This is a genomic window from Enterococcus sp. XAF26B05_ASV22, assembly GCF_056727285.1.
Map to the genome: position 1 here is coordinate 186674 of NZ_CM161538.1, position 16962 is coordinate 203635.

General features: G+C 33.0%; 27 protein-coding genes. 25 read left to right on the plus strand and 2 right to left on the minus strand.

Annotated features, from left to right (window positions below):
* Positions 1–13 precede the first annotated feature (13 nt).
* The 7 genes from AC1PU0_RS00885 (at position 14) to AC1PU0_RS00915 (ending at position 4528) form a co-directional block, all read left to right on the plus strand.
* Positions 14–1291: a T7SS effector LXG polymorphic toxin gene (locus AC1PU0_RS00885; RefSeq protein ID WP_479998624.1), complete on the plus strand. Its 1278-nt coding sequence runs from the start codon at positions 14–16 to the stop codon at positions 1289–1291.
* A gap of 9 nt (positions 1292–1300) precedes the next feature.
* Positions 1301–1831, plus strand: a complete 531-nt coding sequence (locus AC1PU0_RS00890) for a hypothetical protein (RefSeq protein ID WP_479998625.1) — start codon at positions 1301–1303, stop codon at positions 1829–1831.
* A gap of 103 nt (positions 1832–1934) precedes the next feature.
* Positions 1935–2507 carry a hypothetical protein gene (locus AC1PU0_RS00895; RefSeq protein ID WP_479998626.1) on the plus strand — a complete coding sequence of 191 codons (573 nt, stop codon included), beginning with the start codon at positions 1935–1937 and terminating at the stop codon, positions 2505–2507.
* On the plus strand, positions 2507–2806 hold the full coding sequence (locus AC1PU0_RS00900; protein WP_242596466.1) for a DUF4176 domain-containing protein: 300 nt from the start codon (positions 2507–2509) through the stop codon (positions 2804–2806). The genes AC1PU0_RS00895 and AC1PU0_RS00900 overlap by 1 nt, the downstream gene beginning before the upstream one ends.
* Positions 2807–2938: 132 nt before the next feature.
* Positions 2939–3637: a hypothetical protein gene (locus AC1PU0_RS00905; protein WP_479998627.1), complete on the plus strand. Its 699-nt coding sequence runs from the start codon at positions 2939–2941 to the stop codon at positions 3635–3637.
* Positions 3634–4227 carry a hypothetical protein gene (locus AC1PU0_RS00910; protein ID WP_479998628.1) on the plus strand — a complete coding sequence of 198 codons (594 nt, stop codon included), beginning with the start codon at positions 3634–3636 and terminating at the stop codon, positions 4225–4227. The genes AC1PU0_RS00905 and AC1PU0_RS00910 overlap by 4 nt, the downstream gene beginning before the upstream one ends.
* Complete coding sequence (locus AC1PU0_RS00915) at positions 4220–4528, plus strand: DUF4176 domain-containing protein (protein WP_010772008.1); 309 nt, start codon at positions 4220–4222, stop codon at positions 4526–4528. Before AC1PU0_RS00910 ends, AC1PU0_RS00915 begins: the two co-directional genes overlap by 8 nt.
* A 227-nt stretch (positions 4529–4755) precedes the next feature.
* Here the strand turns inward: AC1PU0_RS00915 and AC1PU0_RS00920 are convergent, their stop codons facing one another.
* Entirely contained in the window at positions 4756–4971 is a 216-nt protein-coding gene (locus tag AC1PU0_RS00920) for a helix-turn-helix domain-containing protein (RefSeq protein WP_479998629.1), read from the minus strand.
* Positions 4972–5324: 353 nt separating this feature from the next.
* Here AC1PU0_RS00920 and AC1PU0_RS00925 point away from each other — a divergent pair, with 353 nt between their 5' ends.
* The 13 genes from AC1PU0_RS00925 to AC1PU0_RS00985 all read left to right on the plus strand — a co-directional run bounded on the left by AC1PU0_RS00925 (position 5325) and on the right by AC1PU0_RS00985 (position 14248).
* Positions 5325–5618, plus strand: a complete 294-nt coding sequence (locus AC1PU0_RS00925) for a hypothetical protein (RefSeq protein WP_479998630.1) — start codon at positions 5325–5327, stop codon at positions 5616–5618.
* A 332-nt stretch (positions 5619–5950) separates the two neighbouring features.
* Entirely contained in the window at positions 5951–6337 is a 387-nt protein-coding gene (locus AC1PU0_RS00930; protein ID WP_479998631.1) for a hypothetical protein, read from the plus strand.
* On the plus strand, positions 6334–6735 hold the full coding sequence (locus AC1PU0_RS00935) for a DUF4176 domain-containing protein (protein ID WP_479998632.1): 402 nt from the start codon (positions 6334–6336) through the stop codon (positions 6733–6735). The genes AC1PU0_RS00930 and AC1PU0_RS00935 overlap by 4 nt, the downstream gene beginning before the upstream one ends.
* An 11-nt stretch (positions 6736–6746) precedes the next feature.
* The gene (locus AC1PU0_RS00940; RefSeq protein ID WP_479998633.1) at positions 6747–7001 is read left to right on the plus strand and encodes a hypothetical protein; all 255 of its coding nucleotides are present in this window, start codon (positions 6747–6749) and stop codon (positions 6999–7001) included.
* A gap of 12 nt (positions 7002–7013) precedes the next feature.
* Positions 7014–7376 (plus strand): hypothetical protein, encoded by a 363-nt coding sequence (locus tag AC1PU0_RS00945; protein WP_479998634.1) that lies wholly within the window; start codon positions 7014–7016, stop codon positions 7374–7376.
* Positions 7367–8737 (plus strand): T7SS effector LXG polymorphic toxin, encoded by a 1371-nt coding sequence (locus AC1PU0_RS00950; protein ID WP_479998635.1) that lies wholly within the window; start codon positions 7367–7369, stop codon positions 8735–8737. The genes AC1PU0_RS00945 and AC1PU0_RS00950 overlap by 10 nt, the downstream gene beginning before the upstream one ends.
* A complete protein-coding gene (locus AC1PU0_RS00955) occupies positions 8734–9441 on the plus strand; it encodes a hypothetical protein (protein ID WP_242596625.1) in 708 nt (235 codons plus the stop codon). The genes AC1PU0_RS00950 and AC1PU0_RS00955 overlap by 4 nt, the downstream gene beginning before the upstream one ends.
* A gap of 2 nt (positions 9442–9443) precedes the next feature.
* On the plus strand, positions 9444–9776 hold the full coding sequence (locus AC1PU0_RS00960; RefSeq protein ID WP_111248390.1) for a DUF4176 domain-containing protein: 333 nt from the start codon (positions 9444–9446) through the stop codon (positions 9774–9776).
* A gap of 118 nt (positions 9777–9894) precedes the next feature.
* Positions 9895–11391 (plus strand): T7SS effector LXG polymorphic toxin, encoded by a 1497-nt coding sequence (locus AC1PU0_RS00965; RefSeq protein WP_206850193.1) that lies wholly within the window; start codon positions 9895–9897, stop codon positions 11389–11391.
* Positions 11392–11395: 4 nt separating this feature from the next.
* On the plus strand, positions 11396–12373 hold the full coding sequence (locus AC1PU0_RS00970; RefSeq protein ID WP_206850191.1) for a hypothetical protein: 978 nt from the start codon (positions 11396–11398) through the stop codon (positions 12371–12373).
* A gap of 574 nt (positions 12374–12947) precedes the next feature.
* A complete protein-coding gene (locus AC1PU0_RS00975) occupies positions 12948–13208 on the plus strand; it encodes a hypothetical protein (RefSeq protein ID WP_479998636.1) in 261 nt (86 codons plus the stop codon).
* A 132-nt stretch (positions 13209–13340) separates the two neighbouring features.
* Positions 13341–13790, plus strand: a complete 450-nt coding sequence (locus AC1PU0_RS00980) for a hypothetical protein (RefSeq protein WP_206850186.1) — start codon at positions 13341–13343, stop codon at positions 13788–13790.
* Positions 13787–14248, plus strand: a complete 462-nt coding sequence (locus AC1PU0_RS00985; RefSeq protein WP_206850184.1) for a DUF5085 family protein — start codon at positions 13787–13789, stop codon at positions 14246–14248. The genes AC1PU0_RS00980 and AC1PU0_RS00985 overlap by 4 nt, the downstream gene beginning before the upstream one ends.
* Before the next feature lie 77 nt (positions 14249–14325).
* On the opposite strand, the gene AC1PU0_RS00990 is transcribed toward AC1PU0_RS00985, so the two are convergent.
* Positions 14326–14535, minus strand: a complete 210-nt coding sequence (locus AC1PU0_RS00990; RefSeq protein ID WP_111247266.1) for a helix-turn-helix domain-containing protein — start codon at positions 14533–14535, stop codon at positions 14326–14328.
* A 103-nt stretch (positions 14536–14638) separates the two neighbouring features.
* Here AC1PU0_RS00990 and AC1PU0_RS00995 point away from each other — a divergent pair, with 103 nt between their 5' ends.
* From AC1PU0_RS00995 to AC1PU0_RS01015, 5 genes are all read left to right on the plus strand, one after another.
* Positions 14639–14929, plus strand: coding sequence for a hypothetical protein (locus tag AC1PU0_RS00995; protein ID WP_206850183.1), 291 nt, complete (start codon positions 14639–14641; stop codon positions 14927–14929).
* A 155-nt stretch (positions 14930–15084) separates the two neighbouring features.
* Positions 15085–15447: a hypothetical protein gene (locus tag AC1PU0_RS01000; RefSeq protein WP_206850182.1), complete on the plus strand. Its 363-nt coding sequence runs from the start codon at positions 15085–15087 to the stop codon at positions 15445–15447.
* Between the two features lie 32 nt (positions 15448–15479).
* Complete coding sequence (locus AC1PU0_RS01005) at positions 15480–15917, plus strand: DUF5082 domain-containing protein (protein ID WP_206850181.1); 438 nt, start codon at positions 15480–15482, stop codon at positions 15915–15917.
* A 23-nt stretch (positions 15918–15940) separates the two neighbouring features.
* A complete protein-coding gene (locus AC1PU0_RS01010) occupies positions 15941–16234 on the plus strand; it encodes a TIGR04197 family type VII secretion effector (RefSeq protein WP_069654462.1) in 294 nt (97 codons plus the stop codon).
* Positions 16234–16944: a DUF4176 domain-containing protein gene (locus AC1PU0_RS01015; RefSeq protein ID WP_069654461.1), complete on the plus strand. Its 711-nt coding sequence runs from the start codon at positions 16234–16236 to the stop codon at positions 16942–16944. Before AC1PU0_RS01010 ends, AC1PU0_RS01015 begins: the two co-directional genes overlap by 1 nt.
* The last annotated feature ends 18 nt before the right edge of the window (positions 16945–16962 follow it).

The following is a 16962-nucleotide window of genomic DNA, read 5'->3' on the forward strand; positions in this document are numbered from 1 at the left end:
AAAGGAGTGTATTATGGGATTTTATGTCGATACAGCAGAAATGAAGAAGGCAGTAGAAGAATATCAAAAGCTTTCTAAGACCGCGCAAAGTCAATTAAATACTGCAAAAAACGCAATGAATGGTATAATTAACAGTAATGCAATGTCTGGTAAAGTAGGACAAGCTATATCAGCGGATATCAATAATAACCAGAATGCCGTAATTGTTGGATTGAAAAGCAGTTATCTAGCCGTTGAAATGGAGCTACGCCAAGCGTATCAGGATTTCAAAGGGACAACAGGAGAAACCTCTGATTCAGCAGTCCTTAGTGAAGAAGTCCTGATCAAAGCAAAATCAGATATTGATAAGATGAAACAAACCTATCAAGAACAAGTGAAGAGTTTCCAGTCCGTTTATAGCAGTATTTCTGATCTAATTTCATTATCCGCATCAAAGAGCGATTTTAATCAAGTAGCGGATGCGACGAAGAAATATGCGGATGAAATCATTCAAAAAGTCAATCAGTTCGATAGTAAGCAAGGCAATTCGGCTAATGAAGACATGATTCAATCTTTAAGCACACAAATTAAAGCAGCACAGAAAGTCGGAGGATTAGGCTATACCGATCCTCGTTTCCTCGCATTTGCGAATAGTACTGCTTTAGCAGATAATGTTCAAGCGTTTCAAAAAAGGGTGACCGAAGCCGATGAAAAGCAACGAAAAACGAAAGAAAAAGATCTGAACTCAATGACGCCATCAGAAATGATTGCGAAGTATGGAGTAGACGATCCAGATGTGAAGAAGCGGCTGAACAGTCTAAACAATCAACTTACAGCCAATGGATTCTTAACGGATACATCATTAAGTCTTACAGAAGAATATCTAGCTAAATATGGTGATAATCTAGCGGCTGGTCTATACAATGCAGGAACGAGGTACTTTGGTGGAACAGAAGTAGCATCGGCATTTTACGCGGGGTCAAAAGCCACTAGTTCACTGGCTGGTTCAGCAGGGAAAGCTTTTCCAATAATTGGGTCAGTAATTGATTATGGTTCACAGGTATATAGTGGAGAGGACACTACGATTGCTGCTTACAAAACAGTAGGGCATGCTGTTAATGGTGTGATTATTGGTGCTGCTATTGCTGGTATTGGATTATCTGGGGGTTGGGCAATTGTAGCTGCAGTAGGTGCTGGATATGTGATTAATAGCGCATTTGATACAATCTATGACAATAAAGATAAGATTGCGAAAGGAATAGGAAATGCTGTAAACTCAGTAAGTAAGTGGGTAGGAAATGCATTTTCGTAAGTGTATAATATGAAAAAAAGATATGTCTTCATTTGCAATACAGAAGATAAAACCAAAAAAATATATTATGATGTGGAACAAGAGAAATATGGAAGTATTGAAAAAAATAGTAATACCTCTAATTCTTTATTAGCGGCCTGTAGTATAATTGGATACGTATTTTTGAGATCTTTTCAAAAATATAAACTTCCTGAAGAATATCATTCACTTTTTTTTCCTATCATGATTTGCAGCATTATCATTGGATTTTTTATATCAATACTTTTAAATAAAAAAAAAATGAAACTAACCTATTTAAATTTAACGAAAGAAGAATCCATTGATTATATTACTCTAGGAAAAAACCAACTAGAAATGCAAAAGACTGGAATTTTATTTATTTCATTTCTTCTGTTGGTGAATACGGTATTATTCTTTTTAAATAACGAAATTGTAACATTCATTTTAGAGATGTTACTCTGTATGTTCTTTACAATATTTATAATTTACATGAATGTTTTTGGACGAAAAAAAATATACAATGATTTAATCAATAAATAATTAGAGTATGGATATAACGGTGAAATTAGAATAGGTTTAGCTATAGAGCCGCAATATCTACTGTAAGTGCAATAAAAGCAAGTTTAGATTGGATAGGTTCATTATGGAAATAATTACCAAAGAAAAAGAAAGATATACTTATTTGTATATTAATCAAGAAAACAATACAGCTATTTACTACGAAGGGAAATCTCAACAGTTTTATATATTGAAAAATCAGAATTTTGATAAAAAGTGGGGATTTGTTGCATTATTTCTAGCTCCGTTAAATTTGATTTTAAATAACAATGTTCTTGGAAGCATTAGAATAAATTACTTTCTTGCCTGTTTCTTTGGTTTAATTTTAGGCTGTATATGCTTATTTTTGATCCACCGTTCGTATTCCTCAAATCAATTAACTAAAATAAATTTGAGTATACAAGAAATTGAAGATTGTTTAATAAATTTAAAAAAAATAAAAGAAATAAAAATAGCATTATTACTGGTATGGATTTTCTTTTTCATTTTTATGTCGGTTATGTTCTTTGATAAATCAAACTATACTTCGTTACTTTGTTTAAGTATACTATGCTGTTTCTTATTGCCACTTATGGAAAATATGAATTTTATTAGACATAGAAGAGTAACTAGATCCTTGAAACAATTATTAAATCAAATGAAAGTAGGTAAATTATAATGGAATTGTTACCAATTGGAACTGTAGTAACGTTGAATGATGGAGAGCAAGAACTAATGATAACTGCTCGTTTCCCATTATACGACAATAATGGAACTGTAGGTTATTTTGATTATGCGGGTTGTTTCTATCCCCAAGGTCAATTCAATGAGGGAAATTATTTTTTTAATAGTGAAGATATTAAAACGATTCACTTTACAGGATATATTTCTGAAGAAGAACAAGAATTACAAAAAAATATTGAACAACAATTAAAGTCTACCACATATAAGAAATTGTCAATTAAAGAAACGCTTTAGTAATCCACTAAAAGAGAAAGTAAATCGTAGTAGTTACCAGTCGCGTTCTGGTGACTACTATTTATTTAAAGAAGACAGTTGAAAAGCAATAAAAAACAAAAAAAAAATCTAAACTCGCTGACGCCATCATAAATGATTGCGAAGTATGGGGTGGACGATCCAGATGTGAAGAAGCGGATAAATGATATTAATAATGGGATTAGTTATACAGCATTGAGTAAGTCAGTTGAAAATTTAGGTTATGGTCAAGCTGTAAGTGACGGTATTTTACAAGGACTTAAAATGACTGGTAAAAACATGAGAGTTGATGCTTTGCAAATGGGAAGCAGAAGTATATCTCCTAATGAATTATCGCGATTAGGTAAACGAGCACGGGATTTAGAAAGTGCGGGAGATGATTTAATAAACGCTTCTAATGCTTTCACTGGTAGCAAAGTTTGGAAAGGTTTAGGAATTGTTGGAACAGTAGCAGGGGCAGCATTTGACTATAATGATCAAATGACCCAACACAATAATCAAGCAAGGGCTATCAAAAATACAATGGCTCATACTGCAATCGGAGCAGGAGGAGCAGCTGTTGGTGGGCAGATTGGCGCGGCTCTAGGATCAGCCATCCCTGTACCTGTCTTAGGAACAGCTTTTGGTGCAGTAGTTGGTATAGGAATTGGGTATGTAGGTTCTGAGATTTATGACTGGGTAGAAACAGGTAAAGCTAAAAAAACTATTGATGACATATCTTCTAAAGTTTCAAAAACTGTTGATAATATCAAGCAAGGCACTAGTAAATGGTTTTCAAATATTGGTAATTCATTAGGAGGAGCATTTAATTGAAGGATAAATCGGTTGCTTTGCTAAAAATTGATACTGATAAATCAGTATATTTTGATTTATCGAAGCGTAAATTATTTATTCAAGAATTTATAGGCCCATATACTGAAAAATCTGGGAAGAGTTATTCTAAATCTCAAACATGGGGAATATCTGCTTTTATAGGAATGTTTTTAATTCCGCTGATTGCAAAACAATTTAATCTTATATCTTTAGTTCCAAACTATATAAATATCCTTTGCATTTCTGGTGTGGGTTTTCTTATGGGAAAGCTGTTAACAGTTTATTTGATAGATAGGTCCAAAGGGCAATATATTGAAAAAAAATTCACCAAAAAAGATGTCCAAAAAATCTTGAATAATTCATCAAATTTAAGAATTTTAGCGGTGACAGAATTATTATTTATATTTGGATATAGTATATTTTTAATAATCTTACCTTTTATTGAAAAAACTTCTGTGAAAGGAATTATAGGCATATTTGCACTATGTTTCGCTGTAAGTGGTATACATTTTTCAGCCCATCCATTTGCACAACAAAAAGCATTTAGAATTTTAAAAAAACAAATGAAAGCAGGTATGTACGATGAGTGAGAACAACTATATATTGCCAATTGGTTCAGTCGTAAGATTAAAAAAAGGTGATGTTCTTTTAATGATTGTAGGTAGAGCCCAACTCTTCAATCAAAATGGTAAAATAGGGTATTTTGATTATTCAGCAACATTATATCCGCAAGGAATAGATGGAAGCCAAGAATTCGTTTTCTTTAATATAGAAGATATTGATGAAGTAATATTTGAAGGTTATAGAAACAGTCAGGAAATTGATTTTGCAGATAATTATGAGAAAAATATAGAAACAATTACTTATCCAAAACTAGTTGTTGAAGATTAAAATAAGTTTTAATGTTTTTTTGTAAACTAATCTTGGTGAATAAAATCCAAAGAATTAAATCAATGGTGATGAAACCTAGAGGAAATTCCTCTAGGTTTTTCAACTAGGACTTATGAGTTAAAATAATTAAAAGTCAGAATGGAGAAGAAATTCTCTTAATTCTGACTTTTTGCTATTTAAGAATAATTAGGACACATCAGTACAGAACCAAGCAATGTTGAACAAACTCAGTCTTGTTTGTTCTCAAAAATAAACTCCATAATATCCTCAGGTTGGCAATCAAGAGCAACACAAATCCTTTCAATAACATCCATCGAAACTTTCTCGTTTGCAGAAAGTTTTGCTAGAGTTGCAGTTCCGATCCCTATTTCTTTTCGTAATTGGGTTTTTGTCATTCCTTTATCAATTAATAATTTCCATAAACGATTATATATAATTGGCATTTGTGAGGACCTCCTATTTTATTTGTCTCTTTAGTATAAAATCCTTATATTCATTAGTCAACATAATAAATTCGTTTAAACGAATAAATAGTTCTGTAAATAGAATTTAGCTTTTGACTGATTATTCATTTTATGGTATTATATATTCGTTAAAGCGAATAAAAAATTCTTTTTTACGAATAATAAAGTGAGAGGAGCGTTAGAAGGTTTTAAAATAAACAGGCAAAAAAGAAGCAGAGCTTTAATAAATAAGAAACGAATTTCTTGAATTAAAACTCTACTTTAGACAAGTAAATCATATCATAATTCAAGAAATTCTCCAAGTTTACAGAAAAATTCAAAGGAGAATTATTATGAAGAAAAAACTAATCATTGCTAAACAGAATAATCAGCCATTACCAAATGTTCCGCAACAAGACGTTCATACTATTGCAAATACGTTAGAACAACTTGCTTCATGGAATCTTATTTTAAACTTGCTTAACCAATTTTTTACTGAAAATCTCCAACCACTCGATAAGGATAAAGTAATGAGGGAATACTATGTTTGTTCAAAATTATATACTAATTTTCACAAAGATTTTTCGCAAACTTTAGAAAAAATGGAAAGCCAGATTATCATTTTGAGAGGCAAAGAAAAAATTTAATTAAGTTGAATTTTATTAAATAAGCAGAATGGAGAGCCACTTTTAAAGTAGATAGAGAAGTAACAATGACGACATTACTTTATATCAAAAGAACAATTCAATCAGAAAAAAAGCTGATGGGGTTGTTCTTTTTTACTTGTCGTTATATGCTGTATAAGTAAGAATTAATAATGTTTTAGTTAATGATATCAAATAATAAATACATAAATTATAGATTGTCACAAAGATTGAGCTAGCAACTTATTTGGTGAATATTCACAGAACCAAAAAAGGAATAATACAGAACAAAATTAACGATTATTCCTTTGAAAAATATTTTATAGTTTTTATTCTTGATTACTACTGAACAGTTAAGAATATTTAATAATTTACCACTTTTTGCTAAAAGAATCGTAATAATCAATGGCATTGCAGAATTAGTAGACAAACTTTTCTTAAATCCAGAAGAAGTCGCTTTTCTTTTAAATGGTGGTAATGATCACTTGCAACTTTTATTTATTGATAGTTTAACCAAAGTTGGAAATACGTATGGCGGATTGACGAATATGGTGAAAGAAAGTGTGTATCAAATTCTATTTGGTGGTAGTTTACAAAACCAATTATTTATAGAGAATTTACCATATACACAAAAAAATGTCGTTGTTCCTCGTAATGTACTTCATAGTTTGAAGGATGATTTATTCGAAGATATTGTTATACCGATGGAGGTAGGAGAATGAGAGAAGTAATGAGCACGCCCTTTTTGCCTCTAGGGAGTATTTTACGATTAGAAGAACCTGAAAATGATCAAATACTTTATGTAGTAGTTGCTCGAGCCATTGCGAAAAATGAAATGGACGAAATTTTTTCAAGATATAAAGTTGCGCCCCACCCATTTGGCGATGTACCAAGTCAAGAAGTATTCACAATCAGTGCTAATCAAATTGCTGAGATTATTTTTGAAGGCTATTCAGATCAAAAAGATCAAGAATTTTTAGATGATTTGTTAGTAAAAATGGCCAACGGTCCTATAGTTGCTCCAGAAGCACCCGAGCCAGAAGTGATTCAAGAGCCTGAACCAATTTTGGATGAAGCGGAACAATTACAAGAAGATCCATTTTATAAATTTAGAGAGTAAGGAGAGAGAGTATGGGGAAGATTGCATCAAATCAAGGAGCGGCTCAAAATGCAGTTGCAGGAATTAGCAAAGTTTCCGTTAAAAGTGGAAAGACCTGTTCTTTGGGAAGAAGTAACATTTCTAGTATGAAACAGGGAGCTAAAGTAAGCAATCAGATTTTATCCGATTTATCGAAATTAGTTAGTTGTGTAAATGAACAAGCCAATAAATTCCCTAAACTTGCGGCAGTTATTACTTCTCGTGATAGTCAAACGAGATTTAAGTAGGGAGGAAAACGTATGGCACAAGATAAAAATGAGAAGTTGAGATCGGAGTATACGCAAAAAATTGTTGAGAAAGAACGTCAAATTGACGATTTGAATAGTGAAAAACGACAGATTCAAGAAGTATTTGAGTCATTAGAAACGGAACTAGCTCGAAATTTCCGACAACTACAAGAATTAAATGATGAATTAATAAAAGAAGGGAGTTCTTCTGCTCGATGGGAGCAAGAAGAACTTCATGGGAAAAAGAAGCATTTTGGACAATTTTTTAAGGAACAAAAGCAAGAATTAGCAGAAATGTATACAAAATCAGCTGAAGAGCTAAACGAAGAACGCACAGAAATCCAGAAAGAAAGGAATGAATTAACATGGGATTAGTCTATTCAAGCGGAGACTCTTCAAAATTGATGAGTGCTATGTCTAGTAATTTATCGACGGCGAAAAGCACCGTGAGTGACTTACGATCAGGAAGTCAGCGCTTAACCGCAGCCGTGGATGGACGTACCTTGTCAGGTGCGGCATATACTGCAGGGAAAGGATTATTTTCAGAACTAATCCTTCCAACGATAAGTCGTGTTACCACATCAATGGACGGTATACAAAATGATTTAGTAAAATATACAGGAGCGAATGCAGCAATCTCAAGTGAAGGTTTTCTAGATGAAGATAAGTTGAATATGCAGATGCAACTTTTGAAAGCATCCAAAGCTGCTCTAGCAGCTTCAGCAAATGCAGCAGGAAATCTAGCGGCAGGGAATCCAGTACCAGGATTGAAAGATATGTTAAAGCATGCGCAAAATCGATTGAACCGCATGGCAAATAGCATGCAAGATGATATCGACAAGGTACAGAAAAAAATTAAGAAGTTACATGATTTTTCGAGTCAGACGAATGGACTTTTTAGTAATAGCTTAAATGAGTTAAGTATTGCGATGCAAGGTGTGCTCGTGTTGAGTGGAACGACAGTTAATAGTGACGGTTCTTATTCATTGCCAAAAGGAACGGATAAAAGTTGGTTTAAGAGCTTGAAATCTACTTCTAAAAATTCAAGCAATTATGATGCTAAAAAAGCATTGAAAGATTTTTTAGACGGATTAACTCCTTCAGAATTTTCAACTGAGAGTTTAAGTGATTTTTTAGATAAAACAAGGGATAAAGTAATAAAAGAAGGCAAGAATATAGGAAGGTCATGGGCTGGAAAGTTACAACCTAAATCAACCTTAGGGACTTTTGTTTCAGATACCTTTAAACCTCGAAAATGGTTGACTAGTAAGTTAAGAAAAGTACCTAATTCAACAAGTAAGGCTATCGGAAATGTCGCAAAGTGGGGAGGGAAAGGGTTATTTGTATTAGGAGCATATTCTGAATTCAAAGATTTTTATGGCGAAAATCATAACGTTGGGAGAGCGCTAACCTATAGTATGATAGCTACCACAGCAGGTTATGTTGCTGGGACAGTTGGTTCTGCGGTAGCTGGTTCTTTAGCAGTTACAGCGGGAGCGGCTGCTACTGGTTTCATTGCGACTGTAGCAGCACCTGTAGCAGGTGCTGTTGTTGTCGGTGCTGCAGTAGCAGTGGGTGTTAAAGCAGTATATAATAATTGGAAGCCATTTAAAGATACTGTTGATGGTATAGGTGATAGTCTTAATAATGTTGGTAGCAAAGTTAAAGATGGGTTAAATAATGTTGGAAAAGCACTCACTAATCCACTTAAATCATTGAAAGGAGCCTTTGGATGATAAAAGGATATAATAAATATGTAGTAGAGAAGGTGCGAAGAATTAACATACGTTATTATTTAATTAAAGTACATGGAAAATACTATATTATAGATTATTCTAATCCAAAAGATATCAAAAGTTACTTTCCAGGGCTTTTTCCTGAAACATTAACTGAGTGGAAAATATATGATGTGGCTACATTAAAGAATCAAAAGAATTTAAATTTCTCTAATGAAGCGAACCCCAAAAAATCTATAAATTGGACTATTATGGCTTTTTTACTTTATTTATTAAATGTAATGTTTTTCCCTGAAAAACTTAATCTTTCAAACTTGACTCACGATCCAATAATTCTTCAACGTTGGCCGCAAACATTAGGTTATATACTCGCTAGTGTAGTTGTCATATTTTTAATCATTTTTTTTCAAAAATCATCTATAAATTTGACAGGTGAAGAAAAGTTAACTTTAAAGCAAGCGAAAGTTAACGAAACAGAGTCGAGAAATTGGTTTTCAAAACTACCGTTAAGATTAAGGTGGATTATTTCAATGATAATATTAATTCCAATTTTTACTTTAGTTGGAATATCTGCATCAAGTTATTCACAACTATTTGTTTTCTTAGTTGTACCGCTGTACGTACTTTTTTTCGGGAAATTTATAAAATTTATACCAGGTTCAAATAAATCTAAATATCAAATTATAGTAAGTGAGGAGAATTAATTATGTTACCAACATTACCAATAGGAAGTATTGTTTATTTAGCTGATGGAAATCAAAAAATTATGATTTTAAATAGAGGCCCATTAGTCGAGCAAAATGACGAAAAAGTATTTTTTGACTATACAGGTGCTTTATATCCAGCTGGTTTAGATCCTGAGCAAGTTTTTTATTTTAATAAAGAGGATATTGATGAAGTTGTTTTTGAAGGCTTTAAAGATGAAGATGAGCAACGCTTTGTTACCTTATATGAAAATTGGGTAACTAAAAATACTGGAGATATTAAAAGAGGAATTGTCGATAACAATAATTTAAATGATGATAGTTATGGATTTTAGAAAATGGATATCTAAAAATAAAGATGTTAAGTATACAGTTCTTAGCATCTTTATTTTGGACAATAGAACAACTAAACGAAGAACGCTCAGAAATCCAGAAAGAAAGGAATGAATTAACATGGGATTAGTCTATTCAAGCGGAGACTCTTCAAAATTGATGAGTGCCATGTCGAGCAATTTATCGACGGCAAAAAGCACCGTGAGTGACTTACGATCAGGAAGTCAGCGCTTAACTGCAGCCGTGGATGGACGTACCTTGTCCGGTTCGGCCTATAATGCGGGAAAAGGATTATTTTCAGAATTAATCCTTCCAACGATAAGTCGTGTTACCACATCAATGGACGGTATACAAAATGATTTAGTAAAATATACAGGAGCGAATGCAGCGATTTCAAGTGAAGGTTTTCTGGATGAAGATAAGTTGAATATGCAGATGCAACTCTTGAAAGCATCCAAAGCAGCTCTAACTGCTTCAGCAAATACCGCTGGAAATCTAGCGGCAGGGAATCCAGTACCAGGATTGAAAGATATGTTAAAGCATGCGCAAAATCGATTGAACCGTATGGCAAACAGCATGCAAGATGATATTGATAAGGTACAGAAAAAAATTAAGAAGTTACATGATTTTTCGAGTCAGACGAATGGACTTTTTAATAATAGCTTAAATGAGTTAAGTATTGCGATGCAAGGTGTGCTTGTATTGAGTGGAACAGTTGTTAATAGTGACGGTTCGTATTCGTTGCCTAAAGGAACAGATAAAAGTTGGTTCACAAGTAAAAAAGATGCATCAGCAATGAAAAACTCGCCATCCTATGCTGTAGCAAATATGCCAAAAAATATGACACCAAAAGAAGCAGAAAACTGGCTAATCGAGAACCTTAAAAAATTTGGACCAGATTTCTTAGATTATTTAAAAGATGGACATGAGCTTGCAGAAGCTGGTATAAGTTTTAGAAATGGACGGGCATTTTTAAACGGAGTAGCAATCTCACAAGATGCACTGGGGCGTCTGAAATGGGGAGATAGATTCCTTTTCAAGCCAACACAAAATGGTGGGTTTACTTACAAATGGGGAAAAGACCTCAAAAATAAGTCAGGAATAGATTTGTCAGAGTTTCATTATTCTAGACTTCCCGATGGGGGAATGAACTTTGCAGAACTAAAAGCAGCTGGTTGGACTGGATTCAAAGAGGCATTTAATCCTGCCAATGATTTTAAAGGATGGGGAGATGCATCTAAAGTTGGCAAGTTTGGAAAAGGTCTGGGAGTTCTTGGAACGGTTGTAACGGTAGGAAATAATTTTGCGGACAATGTAGATTTATCTGATGGACTTGGTGTTGGCGAAATGGTTAATTTTGCGACAGATACTGCAATTGATATTGGCTCAGGTGCAGGTGCTTCCGCAGTAGGTGCGGCTGTGGGTTCATTTTTCTTGCCTCCACTCGGTACAGTAGTCGGTGCAGCGACAGGTGTGTTTATTAACGAACGGCTAAATAACTGGAAATATGGTGATCCACCAAAGAGTACTGTAGACCATGTTAAGGATGGAGTTAAAAAAGTTACCAAAGGACTCGGAGATATGTTCGGTGGTCTTAATTGGGGATTTGGAGGTTAATTGTATGACAGTAAATAATAAAAAAAAATCTCCAAAGGAAATGAACAAAGAATATTTTAAATCATTTGTAGCTACTAGGGGAAGCATTAGCTCATTATACATATCATGGGCGGGCTTGGTCATTGCACTTCTTTGTTTGATTATAACTTGGAATATAGCTGTTTGGAGCTATCAAATAAGTCCAATGAAAAGCGTAATGAATATTATAATTTTATGTATAGTCATTTTCATGGCATTAACGCTTTTCATGGTTAGTTTTAGAATTACAAAAAAAATTTTGATTCTACATCAGGACTTTGCAGCTATATGGCTTACAATTTTTTCGGTTATGCTTACGTTTGTGCTAATGTTCCTAGGATATACTATGACGCAGGGAACCAATGGAAATGAATTTAGATATGAATCGAAGTTTTCAATTATTGTTCTGTTACTATTCGGATTAACATATCTAGGTTCTCTTTTTTATAATTTTTATTGGTTAAAAAAACAATTAAAAATTGGGTTTTCAGAGACCCGTACAACTGCTAACTATTTTGCACGAGCTAAGGTTTACGAGTCAAAATCACTATGGATAATCTTTGGTTTTTCAATGATAGGAGCCTTTTTAACAGGGAATTTAGCGAGAGTGTTTGGCTTGGTGTTTGGTATGTTTTTAGGCGCTGCTTTTTCTAGATTAACAATAGAGCTTGCCTACTCTGCATTTCTACTAAATACAGACAAAGAATATTGGGTCAATTATATTGATGAGCCAGAAAAACCATGGAAAGAAGTTCTAAAAAAACGTTTAAAAAAGACATCCACGTATGTGATTATGGGTGTTCTACTAATTGTTGCCATGGTAGAAATAGAAGATAGATACAAGGTGCCTAAAGGCCTGCAGATTACATTTTCATATGTTCTCATGGCGATCCTACTCTTTTTTGTGGTAGCTTTCATAATGTGGATTATAAAAAAAGTGAGGGATAAGCGCGATAGAAAATAAAAACAGTCCAGAATCATTAAATAAAAAGTACTTTATTTCTTTAGCGAATACCAGAGGTTCAGTGGGAATGTTGCGTATCCAATCAATATGTTTATTCGTTCTATCAATTATAGGATTAATACCAGGAGTGGAAATTCATTCCTGGTATCACAACATAATAAGTACGCTATTATATGGAGCGTTGAAATTTTATGTAGTTTATGCTATTTTACTGAACTTATCACTTTTTCTAGTTCCTCAAAAAAGTATATACAAGCATCAGATATTGACTTCTATATTACTATTTTTCACTTTATTCGCTGAATTAGTTATTTTGGTAGCACTTTCGTTTATGATTAGTAATGGAAAATCGACTGGCTATAAATCAAACATTGCTGATTTTAATGCAACCTAATCAACTATGTATTTGATTATAATTGGAGTAGTTGTCCTATTCACTACTTGTTATACTATTTTCTGGATCAAAAAGGAAATAAGTAAAGGTTTTTCTGAACAAAGAGCTGTTGCTAATTATGCTGCTTTTTCAAAAGTATTTAGCTCTAATTCGATTTGGATTATTTTTGGAGTAGTTAGCGTGGTTGGAACAATCTTTACAAATTCTTTAGTTGTTTTAGGGCTCATACTTGGCTTGATTTTTGTACTAGTCTTTCCAAGACTGCTTGTAGAGATTGGCTACCTAATTCATTTGAAAATTGTGGATAAGGATTACTGGGAAGAAAATAGAGAACAAAAGGCCTTTTCCTTCAAAAAAAGGTTACTTTCAATACTTAAAAAAAAAATCAACATATGTTTTAATAGGTTTTTTTATAATAATATTTATGGTGCAAATAGATGAGAAATATACTCTATCTAGAACAACAAAAAATATATTCGGAGTTATTGTAAGTATAATTTTAATTGGATTTGTGGTTATTTTTATACAATGGATGATAAAAAAAGTAAAGAATAAAAAACGGAGGAATGAAAAATGAAGCTAAAGACAAAACAACTTAGCTTAAATAATGTTATTGGATTCAATGCAATAATTGATTCTGATGAGGATATATTTGATCAGGTTGCCAAAATGGGTAAAGAGTTCAAAGAATTATTAATCCAAAATGGATACTATTCAGATGTACCTGTTATCTTTGAGTATAATCCGTTTGATAAAGGAAACGAGATAACCGTTTTTTCGGCTGTTGGTAATAAAATAAATATTATTGGTGAAAATAAGTCACAGTTCTTTTATAAAGAACATTTAGATTTTACTACAAATTATTTTTATCGTCATTATAACCAAGAAGAAGCCATACCTTATGATAAACTCAAGGAAAAGATTGAAGAGGATGAAGGTATTTTATTAACAATTTATCATGTTTTGCTTGATCTAGATGGCGATGTTGTTATTGATCTATATTGTGAGGTAGACAAACTATGAGGTTGTTACCAAAAGTTTTTACAGTAGAAAAAATCGGCTTTCAAAATGTTGTAAGTAAGCGGACCAAATTTTATTATTCTGAAATGGAAAAGCATTATCAAGATTTTGTCTTAGGTATTACTTCTGAAGGTTATAGTTTGAAAGGACCATATTTTTATAGTATTAATAATGTTCCAACAGATGAAATGATAGATATAGAAATGTTTTTTCCAATTATTGAAGATACCTTTGAGATCAAGGAGTATCAATTTTCTTCATATTTTGAAATCAATCAATTAGTAAAAACAATAATTGTTGGAGATTTTGATATTAAGACAGAACAAGCTTATGCGGAATTATTAGCAACTTTAGAAGAAAATAATTTAAATGTCGCAACACCGTTTTATCATGTATTTCCTAAAAATGGAAGCGAATATGTTAACTTATATCTTGGTTATTATACAGATTCAAGCCGCTAATAGATAAATGGAGTTTTAGAATGATTGAGAAAAAGCAGTGTAAGTACCTATCTTGGTGTTTATACTGCTTTTCTTATTCATTTCAACCGAATTATTTCAGAGATATCATCAATATCCAAAGCATCCGCTATCCTCTCAATATGAGGTAAATAAATTTTCTCTCTTTTATTATTAGCCAATTTATTAACAATTGAAGGCTCAATATCTGATAAACGAGCAAGTTCTCTTAAAGAGATTCCTCTATCATCAACTAGTTGTTTCAAACGAATTTCTACTTTTCTTTCCATAGAATTCTCTCCCTTTTTGGTGTTGTTTATAAGAACATCATATAGTATAATAAAAAAGGAAGTGGTGTTCGTAAGAACATCGTTTAAAAAAAGGAGGAGAACTATGGAAAAGCAAAGTATAAAGACAAAAAATAATCAACCGATTAAAATGATAAGTTATCAGGAGGTATATTCTCTGCATGATATGTTGGAACAACTAAATTCATGGAAAAGTACTTTAAAACTACTAAATGAATTTTTTAGCGATCAAAAACGTCCTGTTAATAAAAAGAAAATAGCGAGTGGATACCATGCTTGTTCTCAGATATTTACTACTTTCCACAATGATTTTTCGCAAACCTTACAAAAAATGGAAAGTCAGATTATCATTTTGAGAGGTAAAGAAAAAATTTAATGAAATAGAAACTTTGTTTAGAAGCTTAGAACAAATTAGCAAGTACACCAAAAAAGTTAGACTAAAAAATCTAACTTTTTTTGGTTTATTGCAAGTTGATTTATGGGTCTAGGCTTTTTTTTGTCTCAAAAAATAAAAATTATACGAGTTAAGTAGTGGAAGAAGTTCGTCAGGACGCAACAGATCCTGAACCAATGTTTGTCTATGTTCCAGAGGCGCATGTATTTGGAGACAAGACATTCATTACCAATGATGCCATTGACGTGTACCTAAGAAAAGCCGCGAAAGTGAAGATTTACTTTATTTTCCAAGGCAATCAAAAACAAATTGAAAATAGCTTCGATGACTTTAATAAACGACTACGTACGAATATCCCAGCAGGAATGATCGGTACACGTTTAGCGGATCAAGGATTTATCAATGTGAAATCAGGCTATAGTGAACCAACAGTTGAGCTAGATGAGTCACATTTCTTTGTGGGACGGAATGCTTGTCGAGTGAAGTTGGTTAGTGAATAGTTGATAGTTTAAGTGTAAAAGGAGGTAAAACGATGAGTAAAGACGATGCAGCAGAAAGAAAGCGTCAGGAAAAGAATGCTCAAAATAGACAAGAATCAACACGATGGCAACAAATTGGGAACGAACGAAAAGCAAATTATGATAAAAATCAAAAAAAATTAGAACGTCTAAAAGAAGCAAAAAGTAAATTAAATAATTCCATGAAGAACTTTGCGCAATTTGAGAATCAAGTGAAGCAATACCCAACAAAATTAAGCACAGGACAATTTAAAGGAACACTTCGAGATAAATTTGATGAAAAGGCCCAAAAAATGGGTACAACCTTGCATAAAGAGGAAAATTCCTATCAACAAAATATGGCAAAACTAGATGCAGAAATAGCAAAAAAAGAATTAGAACAAGGAGATTTGCTAAGTGCTGTAGAAAGTGCTTTTGATATGGCAAAAAATTTCTTGGCGTCTATCTTTTAGTTTGAGACAAGGAGTGATCATAGATGGGAAAAACAGGTGTAGATAAAGCGGCTTGGGATGCAGTAGTTTCAAAAGCAGACAGCGCTGTTTCAAGTATTTCCAAACCTACGATTAATGAATTAGGTAAAACAACCTTAAAACGCTTTAAAAAAGTGATAGAGACACAAAAGACACTAGTAAATACAGTAGAGTCTTTCAAAAATGTTTCGAGGACAGATACACAAAAAATGAAACAAGTTGCTGAAAACATTGTAAATGAGGATAAACAAGCATCTAAATCATTTGAACAAAATACAGCCAAAGTGAGGTTTAAGTGATGGCAAATTATGATTCAAAGAAATTCTTTGAAGGTGTTTTGATCAATGATGAATCACTTACCTTTGAAGTGACAGAAGAGCTGATTCTAACGGGTGTTCTCTTAGGAACAAATTTCCAGTTATTAAAATCGGTCTATAAAACATATCGGGATTTAGAACAGCAATTTGAGCATAAACCTATGGTCGGTGCCAAGTTGAGCGTATTTTTTGATTATGAGGAACAAATGGTTACCTTTGATCGCCAATCAAGTCAGGTGGTATTGACTATCCCCCAATTTTTACAATACATTGGCAAAATTGATGTTGCGTTTGCCCCAATTTATCCAGTTGGAACAACCGTTGAACTGGATGAAAGTATGTTGCCAGAAAGTGTAGCAGGTATGTTTCAAGATGGCGAATTAGGTGCAATTGTCACTCTCACTGGAAGAAAAGTCCCGTTGATGTCCGGCTTTGATCAATACATTGTGGATTATTTAGGACGACTATGGCCATTTGGAGAAATCCCAGGAAATGATCCCATTTTGATTTCAAATATGATGATCAAACGTGTAATTGCCGAAAGTTATACAAATGAATATGAAGATGCCTTTTCCTTTGATGTATTACGGGCGACCCAAGTATTAAATCAACAAATCTCTACAGCCTACATGACGACAGAAGAAGCCATTTCTTATTATGAAACACTTTCTAGAATGGCCACAACGGAGTAGTGTATAAAAACGTAAAGA

Excerpts from the sequence above, each read along its gene's own strand:
- AC1PU0_RS00960 (WP_111248390.1), top strand. The coding sequence starts at position 9,444 with ATGTTACCAACATTACCAATAGGAAGTATTGTTTATTTAGCTGATGGA.
- AC1PU0_RS00980 (WP_206850186.1), top strand. The coding sequence starts at position 13,341 with ATGAAGCTAAAGACAAAACAACTTAGCTTAAATAATGTTATTGGATTC.
- AC1PU0_RS00920 (WP_479998629.1), bottom strand. The coding sequence starts at position 4,971 with ATGCCAATTATATATAATCGTTTATGGAAATTATTAATTGATAAAGGA.
- AC1PU0_RS00990 (WP_111247266.1), bottom strand. The coding sequence starts at position 14,535 with ATGGAAAGAAAAGTAGAAATTCGTTTGAAACAACTAGTTGATGATAGA.
- AC1PU0_RS00950 (WP_479998635.1), top strand. The coding sequence starts at position 7,367 with ATGGGATTAGTCTATTCAAGCGGAGACTCTTCAAAATTGATGAGTGCT.
- AC1PU0_RS00895 (WP_479998626.1), top strand. The coding sequence starts at position 1,935 with ATGGAAATAATTACCAAAGAAAAAGAAAGATATACTTATTTGTATATT.
- AC1PU0_RS00995 (WP_206850183.1), top strand. The coding sequence starts at position 14,639 with ATGGAAAAGCAAAGTATAAAGACAAAAAATAATCAACCGATTAAAATG.
- AC1PU0_RS00925 (WP_479998630.1), top strand. The coding sequence starts at position 5,325 with ATGAAGAAAAAACTAATCATTGCTAAACAGAATAATCAGCCATTACCA.
- AC1PU0_RS01015 (WP_069654461.1), top strand. The coding sequence starts at position 16,234 with ATGGCAAATTATGATTCAAAGAAATTCTTTGAAGGTGTTTTGATCAAT.
- AC1PU0_RS00905 (WP_479998627.1), top strand. The coding sequence starts at position 2,939 with ATGATTGCGAAGTATGGGGTGGACGATCCAGATGTGAAGAAGCGGATA.
- AC1PU0_RS00885 (WP_479998624.1), top strand. The coding sequence starts at position 14 with ATGGGATTTTATGTCGATACAGCAGAAATGAAGAAGGCAGTAGAAGAA.
- AC1PU0_RS00965 (WP_206850193.1), top strand. The coding sequence starts at position 9,895 with ATGGGATTAGTCTATTCAAGCGGAGACTCTTCAAAATTGATGAGTGCC.
- AC1PU0_RS00890 (WP_479998625.1), top strand. The coding sequence starts at position 1,301 with ATGAAAAAAAGATATGTCTTCATTTGCAATACAGAAGATAAAACCAAA.
- AC1PU0_RS00935 (WP_479998632.1), top strand. The coding sequence starts at position 6,334 with ATGAGAGAAGTAATGAGCACGCCCTTTTTGCCTCTAGGGAGTATTTTA.
- AC1PU0_RS01010 (WP_069654462.1), top strand. The coding sequence starts at position 15,941 with ATGGGAAAAACAGGTGTAGATAAAGCGGCTTGGGATGCAGTAGTTTCA.
- AC1PU0_RS00985 (WP_206850184.1), top strand. The coding sequence starts at position 13,787 with ATGAGGTTGTTACCAAAAGTTTTTACAGTAGAAAAAATCGGCTTTCAA.
- AC1PU0_RS00940 (WP_479998633.1), top strand. The coding sequence starts at position 6,747 with ATGGGGAAGATTGCATCAAATCAAGGAGCGGCTCAAAATGCAGTTGCA.
- AC1PU0_RS00955 (WP_242596625.1), top strand. The coding sequence starts at position 8,734 with ATGATAAAAGGATATAATAAATATGTAGTAGAGAAGGTGCGAAGAATT.
- AC1PU0_RS01005 (WP_206850181.1), top strand. The coding sequence starts at position 15,480 with ATGAGTAAAGACGATGCAGCAGAAAGAAAGCGTCAGGAAAAGAATGCT.
- AC1PU0_RS00970 (WP_206850191.1), top strand. The coding sequence starts at position 11,396 with ATGACAGTAAATAATAAAAAAAAATCTCCAAAGGAAATGAACAAAGAA.
- AC1PU0_RS00945 (WP_479998634.1), top strand. The coding sequence starts at position 7,014 with ATGGCACAAGATAAAAATGAGAAGTTGAGATCGGAGTATACGCAAAAA.
- AC1PU0_RS00915 (WP_010772008.1), top strand. The coding sequence starts at position 4,220 with ATGAGTGAGAACAACTATATATTGCCAATTGGTTCAGTCGTAAGATTA.
- AC1PU0_RS00900 (WP_242596466.1), top strand. The coding sequence starts at position 2,507 with ATGGAATTGTTACCAATTGGAACTGTAGTAACGTTGAATGATGGAGAG.